The organism is Bacillus sp. 22483 (assembly GCF_052044605.1).
GTDB classification, from domain to species: Bacteria; Bacillota; Bacilli; order Bacillales; family Bacillaceae; genus Bacillus; species Bacillus altitudinis.
This window is the reverse complement of record NZ_JBQENU010000017.1, coordinates 24,877-42,381: the sequence shown is the minus strand read 5'-3', so window position 1 is coordinate 42,381 and position 17,505 is coordinate 24,877. Positions and strand designations below refer to the sequence as shown.

Sequence of the window (17,505 nt, the reverse complement as noted above, 5' to 3'; positions counted from 1 at the left end):
AACGATTGAATCCAGAGGAGGTCCATTCACCATGAGTGACCACTATTATACGGAAAAGCCATCAGTGAAAAGCAATAAACAGACATGGGACTTCACCTTGAGAAACCGTAGCTTTACTTTTACAAGTGACAGTGGAGTGTTTTCTAAGAAAGAAGTCGACTATGGTTCGAGGCTTTTAATTGAAGCTTTTGAAGAACCTGACTTGGATGGCGACGTCTTAGATGTCGGTTGCGGTTATGGACCGATCGGCTTATCGTTAGCAAACGAAATGACAGGCCGCACCATTCATATGATTGATGTGAACGAAAGAGCAGTCGAACTTTCAAAGGAAAACGCTAAGCATAATCGCATTGATAATGTCCGCATCTATCAAAGTGATTTGTTCTCGAATGTTCATTCATCAGCTGCTTTTGCCTCTATACTGACCAATCCCCCAATACGGGCAGGGAAGAAAGTAGTACATGCGATCTTTGAAAAAAGTGCTGATCATTTATTGCCGGAAGGTGAGTTGTGGGTGGTTATTCAGAAAAAACAAGGTGGACCATCTGCGATTGAGAAATTAGAGCAGCTTTTTGGAGAAGTGACGGTCGTTATGAAAAAAAAGGGCTACTATATTATCAAAGCTAAAAAAGTTTGACGCAGTTTCCTAGCTGTGTTAACATTATAAAATGCCAATGTGTATATTTTGCTTGATAGGCTTAAAAAACAACTATTTTGTATAAATTATGCATACTTGGGAAAACTAATAAAATCGGTATTTGTTTTTGGATGTGGTTTTCTTATTTTAGAAACCCTTTTTTCTTTTGTCTTGTAAAAGTATTTCTTTACTGACATTTGAAAGACAGAAATACTTTTTACACATATAATACGCATGATTTGAGGGGTGAATCAGTTGACAGGTCAACTAGTTCAGTATGGACGACACCGCCAGCGCAGAAGCTACGCACGCATAAGCGAAGTGTTAGAATTACCAAATCTCATTGAAATTCAAACCTCTTCTTATCAGTGGTTTCTTGATGAGGGTCTTAGAGAGATGTTTCAAGATATATCCCCAATTGAGGATTTTACTGGTAACCTTTCTCTTGAATTCATTGATTACAGCCTAGGGGATCCTAAGTATCCTGTAGCAGAATCAAAAGAACGTGATGTAACTTACTCTGCTCCACTAAGAGTAAAAGTTCGTTTAATTAACAAAGAAACTGGAGAAGTAAAAGACCAAGATGTGTTTATGGGTGATTTCCCAATCATGACAGACACAGGTACTTTTATCATTAATGGTGCGGAACGTGTAATCGTTTCTCAGTTAGTACGTTCTCCAAGTGTATATTTCAGTGGTAAAGTAGACAAAAACGGTAAAAAAGGTTTTACTGCGACTGTCATTCCAAACCGTGGCGCATGGTTAGAATACGAAACTGATGCGAAGGATGTAGTCTATGTACGCATCGATCGCACACGTAAGTTGCCGGTTACGGTTCTTTTGCGTGCTCTCGGCTTCAGCTCTGATCAAGAGATACTTGACCTCATTGGCGAGAATGAATACTTACGCAACACGTTGGAAAAAGACAATACAGAGAATGCTGATAAAGCACTTCTCGAAATCTACGAGCGTCTTCGTCCCGGAGAGCCGCCAACTGTTGAAAATGCGAAAAGCTTGCTAGACTCTCGCTTCTTTGATCCGAAGAGATATGACTTAGCAAATGTTGGACGCTACAAGATTAATAAGAAGCTTCATATTAAAAATAGACTATTCAATCAAAAATTGGCTGAAACGCTAGTTGATCCTGAAACAGGTGAAATCCTAGCAGAAAAAGGTCAAATTTTAGATAGAAGAGTGCTTGATAAAGTTCTTCCATACTTAGAAAACGGCATCGGATTTAGAAAGCTTTATCCAAACGGTGGCGTAGTAGAGGATGAAGTAGAACTTCAATCTATCAAGATTTATGCACCAACTGATCAAGAAGGCGAGCAAGTGATCAACGTGATTGGTAATGCATATGTAGAGGAAGCTGTGAAGAACATCACGCCTTCTGACATCATTGCTTCAATCAGTTACTTCTTTAACCTACTTCATGGAGTAGGCGACACAGATGATATCGATCACCTTGGTAACCGTCGTCTGCGTTCTGTAGGTGAACTTCTGCAAAATCAATTCCGTATTGGTTTAAGCAGAATGGAGCGTGTTGTTCGTGAAAGAATGTCGATTCAAGACACGAACACGATCACACCTCAGCAGCTGATCAACATCCGTCCTGTGATCGCTTCTATCAAAGAGTTCTTTGGTAGTTCTCAGCTTTCTCAGTTCATGGATCAAACAAACCCGCTTGCTGAATTGACACACAAACGTCGTCTATCAGCGCTTGGACCGGGTGGTTTGACACGTGAGCGTGCAGGAATGGAAGTTCGTGACGTTCACTATTCTCACTATGGTCGTATGTGTCCGATTGAAACACCAGAGGGTCCAAACATTGGTTTGATCAACTCTCTATCTTCATTTGCGAAAGTGAATCGCTTCGGATTTATCGAAACACCTTACCGTCGGGTTGATCCTGAAACAGGTAAAGTGACGCCGAGAATCGATTACTTAACGGCTGATGAAGAGGATAATTACGTAGTAGCACAAGCGAACGCTATATTAGGTGAAGATGGTTCGTTTATTGATGATAATATCATTGCTCGTTTCAGAGGGGAAAACACCGTTGTTCCTCGAAACCGCGTTGACTACATGGACGTTTCGCCGAAGCAGGTTGTTTCTGCAGCGACAGCATGTATCCCATTCTTAGAAAACGATGACTCTAACCGTGCTCTAATGGGAGCAAACATGCAACGTCAGGCTGTGCCTTTGATGCAGCCGGAATCACCGATTGTTGGTACAGGTATGGAGTATGTATCAGGTAAAGACTCTGGTGCTGCTGTGATCTGCCGTTACCCAGGTGTTGTAGAACGTGTTGAAGCGAAAAATATTTGGGTTCGCCGTTATGAAGACGTTGACGGACAACAAGTCAAAGGAAACCTAGACAAATACAGCTTGCTGAAATTTGTCCGCTCTAACCAAGGGACTTGCTACAACCAGCGCCCAATTGTAAGTGTTGGAGATGAAGTCGTCAAAGGAGAAATCCTTGCAGACGGTCCTTCTATGGAAAAAGGTGAATTGGCTCTAGGACGTAACGTCATGGTCGGCTTCATGACTTGGGACGGTTACAACTATGAGGATGCGATCATTATGAGTGAGCGCCTTGTAAAAGATGACGTCTACACTTCTATTCATATTGAAGAATATGAATCAGAAGCTCGTGATACAAAGCTTGGACCAGAAGAAATTACGCGTGATATTCCAAACGTTGGGGAAGATGCTTTACGCAACCTTGACGAGCGTGGAATCATCCGTATTGGTGCAGAAGTAAAAGACGGAGATCTTCTTGTTGGGAAAGTAACGCCTAAAGGTGTAACAGAACTAACAGCTGAAGAACGTCTATTACATGCAATCTTCGGTGAAAAGGCTCGTGAAGTACGTGATACGTCTCTACGTGTACCACACGGCGGCGGCGGAATCATCCACGATGTCAAAGTCTTTAACCGTGAAGATGGAGATGAATTACCACCAGGTGTTAACCAGTTAGTCCGTGTATACATCGTTCAGAAGCGTAAAATTTCTGAAGGTGACAAAATGGCCGGACGACATGGTAACAAAGGGGTTATCTCCAAAATCCTTCCAGAAGAAGATATGCCGTATCTTCCAGATGGAACACCGATTGATATCATGTTAAACCCTCTAGGGGTACCATCTCGTATGAATATCGGTCAGGTACTTGAGCTTCATATGGGTATGGCTGCACGTTACCTAGGCATCCACATTGCGTCACCAGTATTTGATGGTGCTCGTGAGGAAGATGTTTGGGAAACGCTTGAAGAAGCAGGTATGTCCCGTGATGCGAAAACAGTCCTTTATGACGGTCGAACTGGTGAACCATTCGACAACCGTGTATCTGTTGGAATCATGTATATGATCAAACTGGCTCACATGGTTGACGATAAACTTCACGCACGTTCAACTGGACCATACTCACTTGTTACGCAGCAGCCACTGGGCGGTAAAGCACAGTTTGGTGGACAGCGTTTCGGAGAGATGGAAGTATGGGCACTTGAAGCTTACGGTGCAGCATATACACTTCAAGAAATCTTAACTGTAAAATCGGATGACGTTGTGGGTCGTGTGAAAACATACGAAGCGATCGTCAAAGGGGATAACGTACCTGAACCAGGTGTCCCTGAATCATTCAAAGTATTAATTAAAGAACTTCAAAGTTTAGGTATGGATGTGAAAATCCTATCTGGCGATGAAGAAGAGATAGAAATGAGAGATTTAGAAGACGATGAGGAAACGAAGAAAGCAGACGGATTAGCGTTATCTAATGACGAAGATGCTGCAGACCTCGCACCTGTCGATCTTGAACGTGACGCAGTCACAAAAGAATAGCAGAAACGATTAGAGCAAGTGACTAGGGTATAACCCGAAGATTAAAAGGGAGGTAGGCCCCTTGCTAGATGTGAACAATTTTGAGTATATGAACATCGGTCTCGCATCACCTGATAAAATCCGTTCTTGGTCTTTTGGTGAAGTGAAAAAGCCTGAAACGATTAACTATCGTACACTGAAACCGGAAAAAGATGGTCTCTTTTGTGAACGTATCTTCGGACCGCAAAAAGACTGGGAATGTCATTGTGGAAAGTATAAACGCGTTCGTTATAAGGGTGTTGTATGTGACCGTTGTGGTGTAGAAGTAACACGGGCAAAAGTCCGTCGTGAGAGAATGGGGCATATCGAACTGGCTGCCCCAGTTTCCCACATTTGGTATTTCAAAGGTATCCCAAGCCGTATGGGTCTTGTTCTAGATATGTCACCACGTGCGTTAGAAGAAGTGATTTACTTCGCTTCTTACGTCGTGACTGATCCGGGCAACACACCGCTTGAGAAGAAACAACTTCTTTCTGAGAAAGAATTCCGTGCTTATTTAGATAAATACGGTAACACCTTCCAAGCAGCTATGGGTGCAGAAGCAATTAACAAACTTCTTCAAGATATCGATCTTGTGAAAGAAGTAGATACACTCAAAGAAGAGCTAAAAACAGCTCAAGGACAGCGTCGTACACGTGCGATCAAACGCCTTGAAGTGTTGGAAGCTTTCCGTAACTCAGGAAACAAACCGTCTTGGATGATCCTTGATGTACTTCCGGTTATTCCACCAGAATTACGTCCAATGGTTCAGCTTGATGGCGGACGTTTTGCTACTTCTGACTTGAACGACCTTTATCGTCGTGTCATCAACCGTAACAATCGTCTGAAACGTTTATTAGATCTTGGCGCGCCAAGCATCATCGTTCAGAACGAGAAGCGTATGCTTCAAGAAGCTGTCGATGCCTTGATTGATAATGGACGTAGAGGCCGACCAGTAACAGGACCAGGAAATAGACCATTGAAATCTCTTTCTCACATGCTGAAAGGGAAACAAGGGCGTTTCCGTCAAAACTTGCTTGGTAAACGTGTTGACTATTCTGGACGTTCCGTTATCGTCGTTGGACCACATTTGAAAATGTATCAGTGTGGACTTCCGAAAGAAATGGCTCTTGAACTATTCAAACCATTCGTGATGAAGGAGCTTGTTGAAAAAGGATTAGCTCACAACATTAAGAGTGCGAAACGTAAGATTGAGCGCGTGCAGCCGGAAGTTTGGGATGTTTTAGAATCAGTGATTCGTGAGCATCCAGTCTTACTAAACCGTGCACCAACTCTTCACAGACTTGGTATTCAAGCGTTTGAACCTACACTTGTGGAAGGACGCGCAATTCGTCTGCATCCACTTGTATGTACTGCCTACAACGCTGACTTTGATGGTGACCAAATGGCGGTTCACGTACCATTATCTGCTGAAGCTCAAGCTGAAGCTCGTATCTTAATGCTTGCTGCTCAAAACATTTTGAACCCGAAAGATGGAAAACCTGTTGTTACGCCATCTCAGGATATGGTGCTAGGTAACTACTACCTTACACTTGAGCGTAAAGGTGCTATCGGAGAAGGTATGGTCTTCAAAGATACGAACGAAGCCCTTCTAGCTTATCAAAATGGGTATGTGCATCTTCATACACGTGTAGCTGTTGCAGCTAACTCGTTGAAGAATGTGACATTCACTGATGAACAGCGTTCTAAATTGTTGATTACAACAGTTGGAAAACTAATCTTTAACGAAATCTTACCGGAATCATTCCCATACATGAATGAACCGACTAAGAGCAATATCGAAGAAAAAACGCCTGACCGCTTCTTCCTTGAAAAAGGTGAGGATGTCAAAGCTGCGATTGAGAAACAAGAAATCAATGCGCCGTTCAAAAAAGGTATTTTAGGTAAAATCATTGCGGAAATCTTTAAGAGATTCCATATCACTGAAACATCTAAAATGCTTGACCGCATGAAAAATCTTGGTTTCAGATACTCTACTAAAGCCGGTATTACGGTTGGTGTGTCTGATATCGTCGTACTAGACGATAAACAAAAAATCCTTGAAGAAGCACAAGCAAAAGTAGATAACGTCATGAAGCAATTCAGACGTGGCTTGATTACTGAAGAAGAGCGTTATGAGAGAGTCATTTCGATCTGGAGTTCTTCTAAAGATGTCATCCAAGGTAAACTGATGAAGTCCCTTGATGAAGTCAACCCTATCTACATGATGAGTGACTCTGGAGCGCGTGGTAACGCATCTAACTTCACTCAGCTGGCTGGTATGCGTGGTCTGATGGCCAACCCGGCTGGACGTATCATCGAACTTCCGATTAAATCTAGTTTCCGTGAAGGTTTAACCGTATTGGAATACTTTATTTCCACTCACGGAGCGCGTAAAGGTCTTGCCGATACAGCTCTTAAAACAGCTGACTCAGGTTACCTCACGCGTCGTCTCGTTGACGTTGCACAGGATGTTATCATCCGTGAAACAGATTGCGGTACAGACCGTGGAATCTTGGCGAAGTCCATTAAAGAAGGAAATGAAATTATTGAGAAACTTGAAGAACGTCTGATCGGACGTTTTGCAAGAAAACCAATTGTTCATCCTGAAACGGGCGAAGTCATTGTTGGCGAAAACGAACTAATTGATGAAGATAAAGCACTTGAAGTAGTTGAAGCAGGAATCGAGGAAGTATGGATCCGTTCTGCATTTACATGTAACACGCCTCATGGTGTATGTAAACGATGCTACGGCCGTAACCTTGCAACTGGTACTGACGTTGAAGTCGGTGAAGCAGTTGGAATCATCGCTGCACAATCGATCGGTGAGCCAGGAACACAGCTTACAATGCGTACGTTCCACACCGGTGGGGTAGCAGGAGACGATATCACTCAAGGTTTACCTCGTATCCAAGAGTTATTTGAAGCGCGTAATCCGAAAGGGCAGGCAACCATTTCTGAAATTGATGGTGTCGTTGCTGAAATTAACGATGTTCGTGACAAGCAACAGGAAATTGTGGTTCAAGGCGAAGTTGAAACTCGCTCTTACACAGCTCCTTACAATGCACGTCTGAAAGTTGTTGAAGGTGACAAAGTCACTCGTGGTCAAGTACTGACAGAAGGTTCAATCGATCCGAAAGAACTTCTTAAAGTGACTGATATGACAGCTGTTCAAGAATATCTGCTTCATGAAGTACAAAAAGTATACCGTATGCAAGGGGTAGAAATCGGAGATAAGCACGTAGAAGTAATGGTTCGCCAAATGCTTCGTAAAGTGCGTGTCGCTGATGCAGGGGATACAGATGTATTACCAGGCACACTTCTTGATGTACACCAATTCACAGAAGCGAACAAAAAAGTACTATTCGAAGGCAAACGTCCTGCAACAGGCCGTCCAGTTCTTCTTGGTATTACAAAAGCATCGCTTGAAACAGACTCATTCTTGTCTGCAGCATCCTTCCAAGAAACGACTCGTGTCCTAACAGATGCGGCGATCAAAGGAAAACGTGATGAACTGCTTGGCTTGAAAGAGAATGTCATCATAGGTAAACTTGTTCCTGCTGGAACTGGAATGCCAAACTACCGTAAAGTTAAGCCGGTTTCACAAGTGCAGCCGTCTGACGATATGGTTCCTGTAGAGTAATCTTTCTCTTAAGATTTCTATAAAAATCATCAAAATATGGTGAAGGATGTCAAGATAATCTGTCAAACGATATTGACATCCTTCTGCCATGATGATAATATAACCAAGGTGCTCAAAATAAAACCTGTTACTTTGGAGGATATTCGATGTCTTATGATAAAGTATCACAGGCTCAATCCATTATTATTGGTACGAAGCAAACAGTAAAAGCTCTGAAACGAGATTCAGTGAAGGAAATCGTCGTAGCGAAAGATGCTGATCCTGCTTTAACCGCTAGTGTAATGAAACTAGCGCAAGAGAAGGGTGTAGACATTTTAGTGGTAGATTCCATGAAAAAGCTCGGCAAGGCCTGCGGAATTGAAGTTGGGGCAGCAGCTGTTGCCATTATGTTATAGCGTACTTGTTTTGTTTTTGCATGCTTAAAATGCAAAAGCATTGTTTTTTGCCTTTTGATGAACCACCTGGGTATGTGGGTTATAAAAAAAGTAATGAAGGGAGGAATAACAACATGCCTACAATTAATCAGCTAATACGCAAAGGACGCGTGAGTAAAGTTGAAAACTCAAAGTCTCCTGCACTTAACAAAGGATACAACAGTTTCAAAAAAGAGCACACTAACGTAACATCTCCACAGAAGCGCGGGGTTTGTACTCGTGTCGGTACAATGACACCGAAAAAACCAAACTCAGCACTACGTAAATATGCTCGTGTACGTTTGTCTAACCTGATTGAGGTAACAGCTTACATTCCTGGTATCGGACATAACCTACAAGAGCACAGTGTAGTACTTATCCGTGGCGGACGTGTAAAAGACTTACCGGGTGTACGTTACCACATCGTTCGTGGTGCGCTTGATACTGCCGGAGTTGACGGTCGTATGCAAGGACGTTCTAAATATGGAACAAAACGCCCTAAACAAAGCAAATAATATAAACAAACATAAGGGTTTTTAGAAGTTGAGTTCAGATCAGTGGAGTCAGGCAGCTGACAATGAAATTGAGATGAAAGACAGATAGAAATCCTTTTAAAAGAGAAGGGAGGCTATTCAGATGCCACGTAAAGGTCCTGTAGCAAAAAGAGACGTTTTGCCAGATCCAATTTACAATTCTAAACTTGTATCTCGTTTGATCAACAAAATGATGATCGACGGTAAAAGAGGAAAGTCACAAACTATTCTCTACAAGTCATTTGATATTATCAAAGAACGTACTGGTAATGAAGCGATGGAGGTTTTCGAACAAGCCTTGAAAAACATCATGCCAGTTCTTGAAGTTAAAGCACGTCGTGTAGGTGGAGCTAACTACCAAGTTCCTGTAGAAGTTCGCCCAGATCGTCGTACGACTTTAGGTCTTCGCTGGTTAGTAAACTACGCTCGTCTTCGTGGAGAAAAAACGATGGAAGAGCGTCTTGCTAACGAAATCCTTGACGCAGCTAACAACACTGGTGCTGCTGTTAAGAAACGTGAAGATACACACAAAATGGCAGAAGCGAACAAAGCATTCGCTCACTACCGCTGGTAGGATTTATACCAAACTAAAAAAACTATTCCCTAATAAGGAAGGAGAAATTACCCAATGGCAAGAGAGTTCTCCTTAGACAAAACTCGTAATATTGGTATCATGGCTCACATCGATGCCGGTAAAACGACAACGACTGAGCGTATCTTGTACTACACTGGTCGTATCCATAAAATTGGTGAAACTCACGAAGGAGCTTCACAAATGGACTGGATGGAGCAGGAGCAAGAACGTGGTATTACAATCACTTCTGCTGCTACTACAGCACAATGGAAAGGTTACCGTGTAAACATCATTGATACACCAGGACACGTAGACTTCACTGTTGAAGTTGAACGTTCTTTGCGTGTACTTGATGGTGCGGTTGCTGTTCTTGATGCACAATCAGGTGTAGAGCCTCAAACTGAAACAGTTTGGCGCCAAGCAACAACTTACGGAGTACCTCGTATCGTATTCGTTAACAAAATGGATAAAACCGGTGCGGACTTCCTTTACTCTGTAAGCACATTAAGAGATCGTCTTCAAGCGAACGCTCATGCAATTCAATTGCCGATCGGCGCTGAAGATCAATTCGAAGGAATCATCGACCTTGTAGAAAACGTAGCATACTTCTACGAAGATGACCTTGGAACTCGCTCTGATGCACAAGAAATCCCTGCTGAGTATAAAGACAAAGCTGAAGAGCTTCGTAGCAGCTTAATTGAAGCTGTCGCTGAGCTTGATGAAGAGCTTATGGAAAAATACCTTGAGGGTGAAGAAATCACAATTCCTGAATTGAAAGCTGCAATCCGTAAAGGAACTTTGAATGTTGAATTCTACCCAGTTCTTGTTGGATCTGCTTTCAAAAACAAAGGTGTTCAGCTTGTACTTGATGCTGTGCTTGACTACCTTCCTGCACCAACTGATGTTGCTGCAATCAAAGGTACATTGCCAGATACAAATGAAGAGGTTGTACGTGAGTCTACTGATGACGCACCATTCGCAGCTCTTGCATTTAAAGTTATGACTGACCCTTATGTTGGGAAACTAACTTTCTTCCGCGTATACTCTGGAACACTTGATTCTGGTTCTTACGTGAAGAACTCTTCTAAGAACAAGCGTGAGCGTGTTGGACGTATCCTTCAAATGCACGCAAACAGCCGTGAAGAAATCTCTACTGTATATGCAGGGGATATCGCAGCAGCTGTTGGTCTTAAAGATACATCTACTGGTGATACTCTTTGTGACGAGAAAAATCTTGTTATCCTTGAGTCTATGGAATTCCCAGAGCCAGTTATCGATGTAGCTATCGAGCCAAAATCTAAGGCTGACCAAGATAAAATGGGTATCGCTTTAGCTAAACTAGCTGAAGAGGATCCAACATTCCGTACACAAACAAACACTGAAACTGGTCAAACGATCATCTCTGGTATGGGTGAGCTTCACCTTGATATCATTGTTGACCGTATGAAGCGTGAGTTCAAGGTTGAAGCTAACGTAGGAGCTCCTCAAGTTGCGTACCGTGAAACATTCCGTTCTAGTGCAAAAGTTGAAGGTAAATTCGTACGTCAGTCTGGTGGACGCGGTCAGTTCGGACACGTTTGGATCGAATTCGAACCAAACGAAGAAGGCGCAGGCTTCGAATTCACAAATGCAATCGTCGGTGGGGTTGTTCCACGTGAATACATTCCAGCAATTCAAGCAGGTCTTGAAGATTCACTAGAAAATGGTGTATTAGCTGGATTCCCATTAATCGACATCAAAGCAAAATTATTCGATGGATCTTACCACGATGTTGACTCTAACGAAATGGCGTTTAAAATTGCTGCATCTATGGCATTGAAAAATGCTGTCAGCAAATGTAACCCAGTTCTACTTGAGCCAATGATGAAAGTGGAAGTCGTTATCCCAGAAGAATACATGGGAGACATCATGGGTGATATCACATCTCGTCGTGGACGTGTAGAAGGTATGGAAGCTCGCGGTAACGCTCAAGTTGTTCGCGCTATGGTTCCACTTTCTGAAATGTTCGGATATGCAACTGCACTCCGTTCTAACACACAAGGACGCGGTACTTTCACTATGCACATGGATCACTACGAAGAAGTGCCTAAGAGCATCAGTGAAGAAATCATCAAAAAAAATAAAGGTGAATAATTGATTTTGCCTTTAAACTAAAGTATAACTACTATTGAAGATCAGAAAGTGAGAGGTAACTCTTCACTTTCTATCACTCATACCAAATACAATGAACCTTTAAGGAGGATTTTTAGAATGGCTAAAGAAAAATTCGACCGTTCCAAATCGCATGCTAACATTGGTACAATTGGACACGTTGACCATGGTAAAACAACTCTAACTGCTGCTATCTCAACAGTTCTTCATAAGAAATCTGGTAAAGGTACAGCTATGGCTTATGACCAAATCGATGGTGCTCCAGAAGAGCGCGAGCGTGGAATCACAATCTCAACTGCACACGTTGAGTATGAAACTGAAACTCGTCACTATGCACACGTAGACTGCCCAGGACACGCTGACTATGTTAAAAACATGATCACTGGTGCTGCTCAAATGGACGGCGCGATCTTAGTAGTATCTGCTGCTGATGGTCCAATGCCACAAACACGTGAGCACATCCTACTTTCTCGTAACGTAGGTGTTCCTTACATCGTAGTATTCCTTAACAAATGTGACATGGTTGACGATGAAGAGTTACTTGAACTTGTTGAAATGGAAGTTCGTGACCTTCTTTCTGACTATGACTTCCCTGGTGACGATGTACCAGTTATCAAAGGTTCTGCTCTTAAAGCTCTTGAAGGTGATGCTGATTACGAAGCAAAAATCTTCGAACTTATGGATGCGGTTGATGAGTACATCCCAACTCCAGAGCGTGACACTGAGAAGCCTTTCATGATGCCAGTTGAGGACGTATTCTCAATCACTGGTCGTGGAACAGTTGCTACTGGTCGTGTTGAGCGTGGACAAGTTAAAGTCGGTGACGAAGTTGAAATCATCGGTCTTCAAGAAGAAAACGGTAAAACAACTGTTACAGGTGTTGAAATGTTCCGTAAACTTCTTGACTATGCTGAAGCTGGTGACAACATCGGTGCACTACTTCGTGGTGTATCTCGTGAAGATATCCAACGTGGTCAAGTACTTGCTAAACCAGGTACAATCACTCCACATAGCCGTTTCAAAGCTGAAGTTTATGTACTTTCTAAAGAAGAGGGTGGACGTCATACTCCATTCTTCACTAACTACCGTCCGCAGTTCTACTTCCGTACAACTGACGTAACTGGTATCGTACATCTTCCAGAAGGTACTGAAATGGTAATGCCTGGCGATAACACTGAGATGGAAGTTGAACTTATCTCTACTATCGCTATCGAAGAAGGAACTCGTTTCTCTATCCGTGAGGGTGGACGTACTGTAGGTTCTGGTGTCGTTTCTACTATCATTAAGTAATAACAGTTAAAAGAGACTCCTTGCAAAAGGGTCTCTTTTTTTGCTTTTCCAGTGCATAACCGCTACTATAAGCTATAGAATCTAAATGGAAACCGAGAGGATCACTGGAATGGCGAAGACAATGTTAAAAAAGTGGCTGATTGGCGGGCTTGATCAATGGATTATGATAAAAGAAGATCAAGCGGAAAAAACAAAACCTGTTTTATTATTTTTACACGGTGGCCCAGGCTCAGCTCAAATGAGTTACATAGATTCCTTTCATAAGGAACTTGATCAAGACTTCACTGTTGTCCATTGGGACCAGCGTGGTGCAGGACTGTCTTATCAAAAAAACATTCCTGAGTCTTCTATGACCATTGGGCAATTCGTAGAGGATACGATTGAGCTTACAGAAAAACTACTTTCCTATACTGATCAAGCGAAAATATACATTGCAGGTTATTCATGGGGATCATTAATCGCCATACAAGCTGTACATAAACGCCCAGATTTGTATCATGCCTATTATGGAATTAGTCAGGTGGTTGATGTATTAAAAGAGGATATTGTATCGTACGAACTTCTTCTAAAAAAATATCAAGGCAAGCACTTCTTCACTAGATGTCTAAGATTGCTGACACCACCCCCTTGGAAACGCACCTCTGCTCATGCTTTATTCTCACTATATAAAGAGTTCGCAAAAGTAGGGCTCACGCATAGGTGGAAGCCCATTTTTCAAATGCTGTATGCATTTCTCGTTAGTAAGCATTATCAGCTAAAAGATAAGTGGAAATTCCTTATGGGACAGAAGTATAGCCAGGAATTGCTGTGGGACGAGCTGATGAACGAAAGCATTCAATACCGAGTTTCTTCTATATTAATACCCTGCTACTTTATCATCGGGGAACATGACATGATTACACCAGCTGCTGTATCAAAACCATATGTTGATCAACTTACAGCACCAATAAAAGAGTGGTTTACTTTTAAAGAATCTGCGCATTCTCCGCATATTGAAGAGCCAGAAGAATTTATTCGTATCGTCAGGAAGACAGCTACACATCATCTTCAGGGAAAGCTTGATTTATAGGCTGAACCCCTGTATAATATGAAAAGTGTGCAAATCATAAATTTATCCGATTTATTATTGCAACACGCAGGCCAATTTGGTACAATAGTGCATGTTGGTCTTTGACTGCGATGAAGTGAGAGGTTGCTGACACACCCGGCCGCTTTGCCATGGCAAGGTGATCAGGTTTTTCTCACGGAGAACTGTCTAACGTAAGTAGGCGAAAAGGAGGGAAAATAATGGCAAAACAAAAAATTCGTATTCGTTTAAAAGCATATGATCATAGAATTCTTGATCAATCTGCTGAGAAGATTGTTGAAACGGCTAAGCGTTCTGGTGCTAGTGTATCTGGTCCAATTCCGCTTCCAACTGAAAAATCAGTTTACACAATCCTTCGTGCGGTGCATAAGTACAAAGATTCTCGTGAGCAATTCGAGATGCGTACTCACAAACGTCTAATCGACATCGTGAATCCAACTCCGCAAACAGTTGATGCACTTATGCGTTTAGATTTACCATCCGGTGTAGATATCGAAATCAAACTTTAATTCAAATAGAAAACACATATTATAGGAGGTGTGACGAATGACCAAAGGAATCTTAGGTAGAAAAATTGGTATGACGCAAGTATTCGCAGAAAACGGTGATCTTATCCCTGTAACTGTTGTTGAGGCTGCTGCTAACGTTGTTCTTCAGAAGAAGACTACTGACACGGATGGCTATGAAGCAATCCAAATCGGTTTTGACGACAAACGTGAGAAGCTTTCTAACAAACCAGAGAAAGGCCACGTTGCTAAAGCGGAAACTGCTCCTAAGCGCTTCGTAAAAGAATTACGCGGTGTGGAGTTAGATGCGTATGAAGTTGGTCAGGAAGTCAAAGTTGATATTTTCGCAAATGGAGATATCGTAGATGTAACAGGAACATCAAAAGGTAAAGGATTCCAAGGGGCTATCAAACGCCACGGACAATCACGCGGACCAATGACTCACGGTTCACGTTACCACCGTCGTCCTGGTTCAATGGGACCTGTTGATCCAAACCGAGTATTCAAAGGTAAACTTCTTCCAGGACGTATGGGCGGAGAGCAAATCACTGTCCAAAATCTTGAGATCGTTAAAGTTGATGCAGAACGCAATCTTCTTTTGATCAAAGGTAACGTACCAGGAGCTAAAAAATCTCTAGTAACTGTAAAGAGTGCAGTTAAAACTAAATAACTCTCTTAGGAAAGGAGGAAACAAGTCATGCCAAAAGTAGCATTATTTAACCAAAACGGTTCTACTAACGGTGAAATCGAATTAAACGCTTCTGTGTTTGGAATTGAGCCAAACGAAAGCGTAGTATTCGATGCTATTCTTATGCAAAGAGCTTCCTTACGTCAAGGAACTCACAAAGTAAAAACTCGTTCTGAAGTACGTGGCGGAGGTCGTAAACCTTGGAGACAGAAGGGTACAGGTCGTGCTCGTCAAGGTTCTATCCGTTCACCACAATGGCGCGGAGGCGGTATCGTATTCGGTCCAACACCACGCAGCTATTCTTATAAATTACCTAAAAAAGTTCGCCGCTTGGCTATCAAGTCAGTATTGTCTTCTAAAGTAATCGACAACAACATCATCGTTCTTGAAGATCTTACTCTTGATGCAGTGAAAACGAAAGAATTCGCAGGCATCCTTAAAGGGTTATCTGTTGAGAAGAAAGCGTTGATCGTCACTGCGGATGCAAACGAAACAGTTGCTTTATCTGCTCGTAACATCCCTGGAGTAACAGTTGTTGAAGCTAACGGTATCAACGTTCTTGACGTTGTCAACCACGACAAACTTCTGATCACTAAAGCAGCGGTTGAAAAAGTAGAGGAGGGACTTGCATAATGAAAGATCCTCGTGATGTTCTAAAGCGCCCTATCATTACTGAACGTTCTGCTGATCTAATGACAGAGAAGAAGTATACGTTCGAAGTTGATGTCAGAGCTAACAAGACAGAAGTGAAAGACGCTGTTGAAGAAATCTTTGGAGTGAAAGTTGAGAAAGTCAACGTTCAAAACTACAAAGGTAAATCAAAACGCGTTGGACGCTACACTGGTATGACTAGCCGTCGCAGAAAAGCGATCGTGAAATTAACTGCTGACAGCAAAGAAATCGAAATTTTTGAAGCGTAAATCTTAAAAAGAAGGAGGGAAATTCAAAATGGCGATTAAAAAGTATAAACCAACCAGTAATGGTCGTCGTGGCATGACTACTTCAGATTTTGCTGAAATCACGACTGACAAACCAGAAAAATCGTTGCTTGCACCGCTTCACAGAAAAGGCGGACGTAACAACCAAGGTAGATTGACTGTTCGTCATCAAGGTGGCGGTCACAAACGTCAATACCGTATCATCGACTTTAAGCGTGATAAAGACGGTATACCTGGACGCGTTGCTACAATCGAGTATGATCCAAACCGTTCAGCGAACATCGCTCTTGTAAACTATGCAGATGGTGAGAAACGTTACATTCTTGCTCCGAAAGGAATCCAAGTTGGTACTGAAGTTACTTCTGGACCAGAAGCTGACATCAAACCAGGTAATGCTCTTCCACTTATCAACATCCCAGTTGGTACAGTTGTGCATAACATTGAATTAAAACCAGGTAAAGGTGGACAATTAGTTCGTTCTGCTGGTACTTCTGCTCAAGTTCTAGGTAAAGAAGGTAAATACGTTCTTGTACGTTTGAACTCTGGTGAAGTACGCATGATCCTTTCTGCTTGCCGTGCGACTATCGGTCAAGTTGGAAACGAACAACACGAACTAATCAACATCGGTAAAGCTGGACGTTCTCGCTGGAAAGGCGTACGCCCAACAGTTCGTGGTTCTGTAATGAACCCTAACGATCACCCACACGGCGGTGGTGAAGGACGCGCTCCAATCGGACGTAAATCACCAATGTCTCCATGGGGTAAACCGACTCTTGGATTCAAGACTCGTAAGAAAACCAACAAGTCTGATAAATTCATTGTACGTCGTCGTAAAAACAAGTAACGGGGTTGTCTACGGTTCATTTAGGACCGTAGTTCAATCACGAAGGGAGGTTCCACAATGGCTCGCAGCTTAAAAAAAGGACCATTTGTTGATGATCATTTGATGGCTAAAGTCGAGAAATTGAATGAAACTGACAAAAAGCAAGTCGTAAAAACTTGGTCTCGTCGTTCTACAATTTTCCCACAATTCATCGGTCACACAATCGCTGTCTATGACGGACGCAAACATGTACCTGTTTTCATTTCTGAAGATATGGTAGGTCACAAATTGGGCGAATTCGCACCAAGCCGTACTTACAAAGGTCATGCTAGTGACGATAAAAAAACAAGACGCTAATGAGAGGAGG

General features: G+C 42.4%; 15 protein-coding genes. All 15 read left to right on the top strand.

Annotation, left to right across the window (positions count from 1 at the left end; genetic code table 11):
- Nucleotides 1-31: 31 nt before the first annotated feature.
- Entirely contained in the window at nt 32-637 is a 606-nt protein-coding gene (locus ACTJJQ_RS18365) for a class I SAM-dependent methyltransferase (RefSeq protein ID WP_007496296.1), read from the top strand.
- A gap of 255 nt (nt 638-892) precedes the next feature.
- A complete protein-coding gene (rpoB, locus tag ACTJJQ_RS18360; protein WP_007496297.1) occupies nt 893-4,474 on the top strand; it encodes a DNA-directed RNA polymerase subunit beta in 3,582 nt (1,193 codons plus the stop codon).
- A 61-nt stretch (nt 4,475-4,535) separates the two neighbouring features.
- Nucleotides 4,536-8,135 carry a DNA-directed RNA polymerase subunit beta' gene (gene rpoC / locus ACTJJQ_RS18355; protein WP_125590984.1) on the top strand — a complete coding sequence of 1,200 codons (3,600 nt, stop codon included), beginning with the start codon at nt 4,536-4,538 and terminating at the stop codon, nt 8,133-8,135.
- Between the two features lie 146 nt (nt 8,136-8,281).
- Nucleotides 8,282-8,530 carry a 50S ribosomal protein L7ae-like protein gene (locus tag ACTJJQ_RS18350; protein ID WP_008345416.1) on the top strand — a complete coding sequence of 83 codons (249 nt, stop codon included), beginning with the start codon at nt 8,282-8,284 and terminating at the stop codon, nt 8,528-8,530.
- Between the two features lie 113 nt (nt 8,531-8,643).
- Complete coding sequence (gene rpsL, locus ACTJJQ_RS18345; RefSeq protein ID WP_003216962.1) at nt 8,644-9,063, top strand: 30S ribosomal protein S12; 420 nt, start codon at nt 8,644-8,646, stop codon at nt 9,061-9,063.
- 121 nt (nt 9,064-9,184) lie between these two features.
- Nucleotides 9,185-9,655 carry a 30S ribosomal protein S7 gene (gene rpsG / locus ACTJJQ_RS18340; protein ID WP_003216884.1) on the top strand — a complete coding sequence of 157 codons (471 nt, stop codon included), beginning with the start codon at nt 9,185-9,187 and terminating at the stop codon, nt 9,653-9,655.
- Between the two features lie 54 nt (nt 9,656-9,709).
- Nucleotides 9,710-11,788, top strand: coding sequence for an elongation factor G (gene fusA, locus ACTJJQ_RS18335; protein WP_007496301.1), 2,079 nt, complete (start codon nt 9,710-9,712; stop codon nt 11,786-11,788).
- A 117-nt stretch (nt 11,789-11,905) separates the two neighbouring features.
- On the top strand, nt 11,906-13,096 hold the full coding sequence (gene tuf, locus ACTJJQ_RS18330) for an elongation factor Tu (RefSeq protein ID WP_007496302.1): 1,191 nt from the start codon (nt 11,906-11,908) through the stop codon (nt 13,094-13,096).
- Nucleotides 13,097-13,205: 109 nt separating this feature from the next.
- The gene (locus ACTJJQ_RS18325; protein WP_440600482.1) at nt 13,206-14,165 is read left to right on the top strand and encodes an alpha/beta fold hydrolase; all 960 of its coding nucleotides are present in this window, start codon (nt 13,206-13,208) and stop codon (nt 14,163-14,165) included.
- 218 nt (nt 14,166-14,383) lie between these two features.
- Nucleotides 14,384-14,692 (top strand): 30S ribosomal protein S10, encoded by a 309-nt coding sequence (gene rpsJ, locus ACTJJQ_RS18320; RefSeq protein WP_003156464.1) that lies wholly within the window; start codon nt 14,384-14,386, stop codon nt 14,690-14,692.
- A gap of 37 nt (nt 14,693-14,729) precedes the next feature.
- Entirely contained in the window at nt 14,730-15,359 is a 630-nt protein-coding gene (gene rplC, locus ACTJJQ_RS18315) for a 50S ribosomal protein L3 (RefSeq protein ID WP_007496311.1), read from the top strand.
- 27 nt (nt 15,360-15,386) lie between these two features.
- On the top strand, nt 15,387-16,010 hold the full coding sequence (gene rplD, locus ACTJJQ_RS18310) for a 50S ribosomal protein L4 (protein WP_007496312.1): 624 nt from the start codon (nt 15,387-15,389) through the stop codon (nt 16,008-16,010).
- The gene (rplW, locus tag ACTJJQ_RS18305) at nt 16,010-16,297 is read left to right on the top strand and encodes a 50S ribosomal protein L23 (protein ID WP_003217016.1); all 288 of its coding nucleotides are present in this window, start codon (nt 16,010-16,012) and stop codon (nt 16,295-16,297) included. Before rplD ends, rplW begins: the two co-directional genes overlap by 1 nt.
- A gap of 28 nt (nt 16,298-16,325) precedes the next feature.
- Nucleotides 16,326-17,159 (top strand): 50S ribosomal protein L2, encoded by an 834-nt coding sequence (gene rplB / locus ACTJJQ_RS18300; RefSeq protein WP_007496314.1) that lies wholly within the window; start codon nt 16,326-16,328, stop codon nt 17,157-17,159.
- A 57-nt stretch (nt 17,160-17,216) separates the two neighbouring features.
- Nucleotides 17,217-17,495 (top strand): 30S ribosomal protein S19, encoded by a 279-nt coding sequence (gene rpsS / locus ACTJJQ_RS18295; protein WP_003216920.1) that lies wholly within the window; start codon nt 17,217-17,219, stop codon nt 17,493-17,495.
- Nucleotides 17,496-17,505 lie beyond the last annotated feature (10 nt).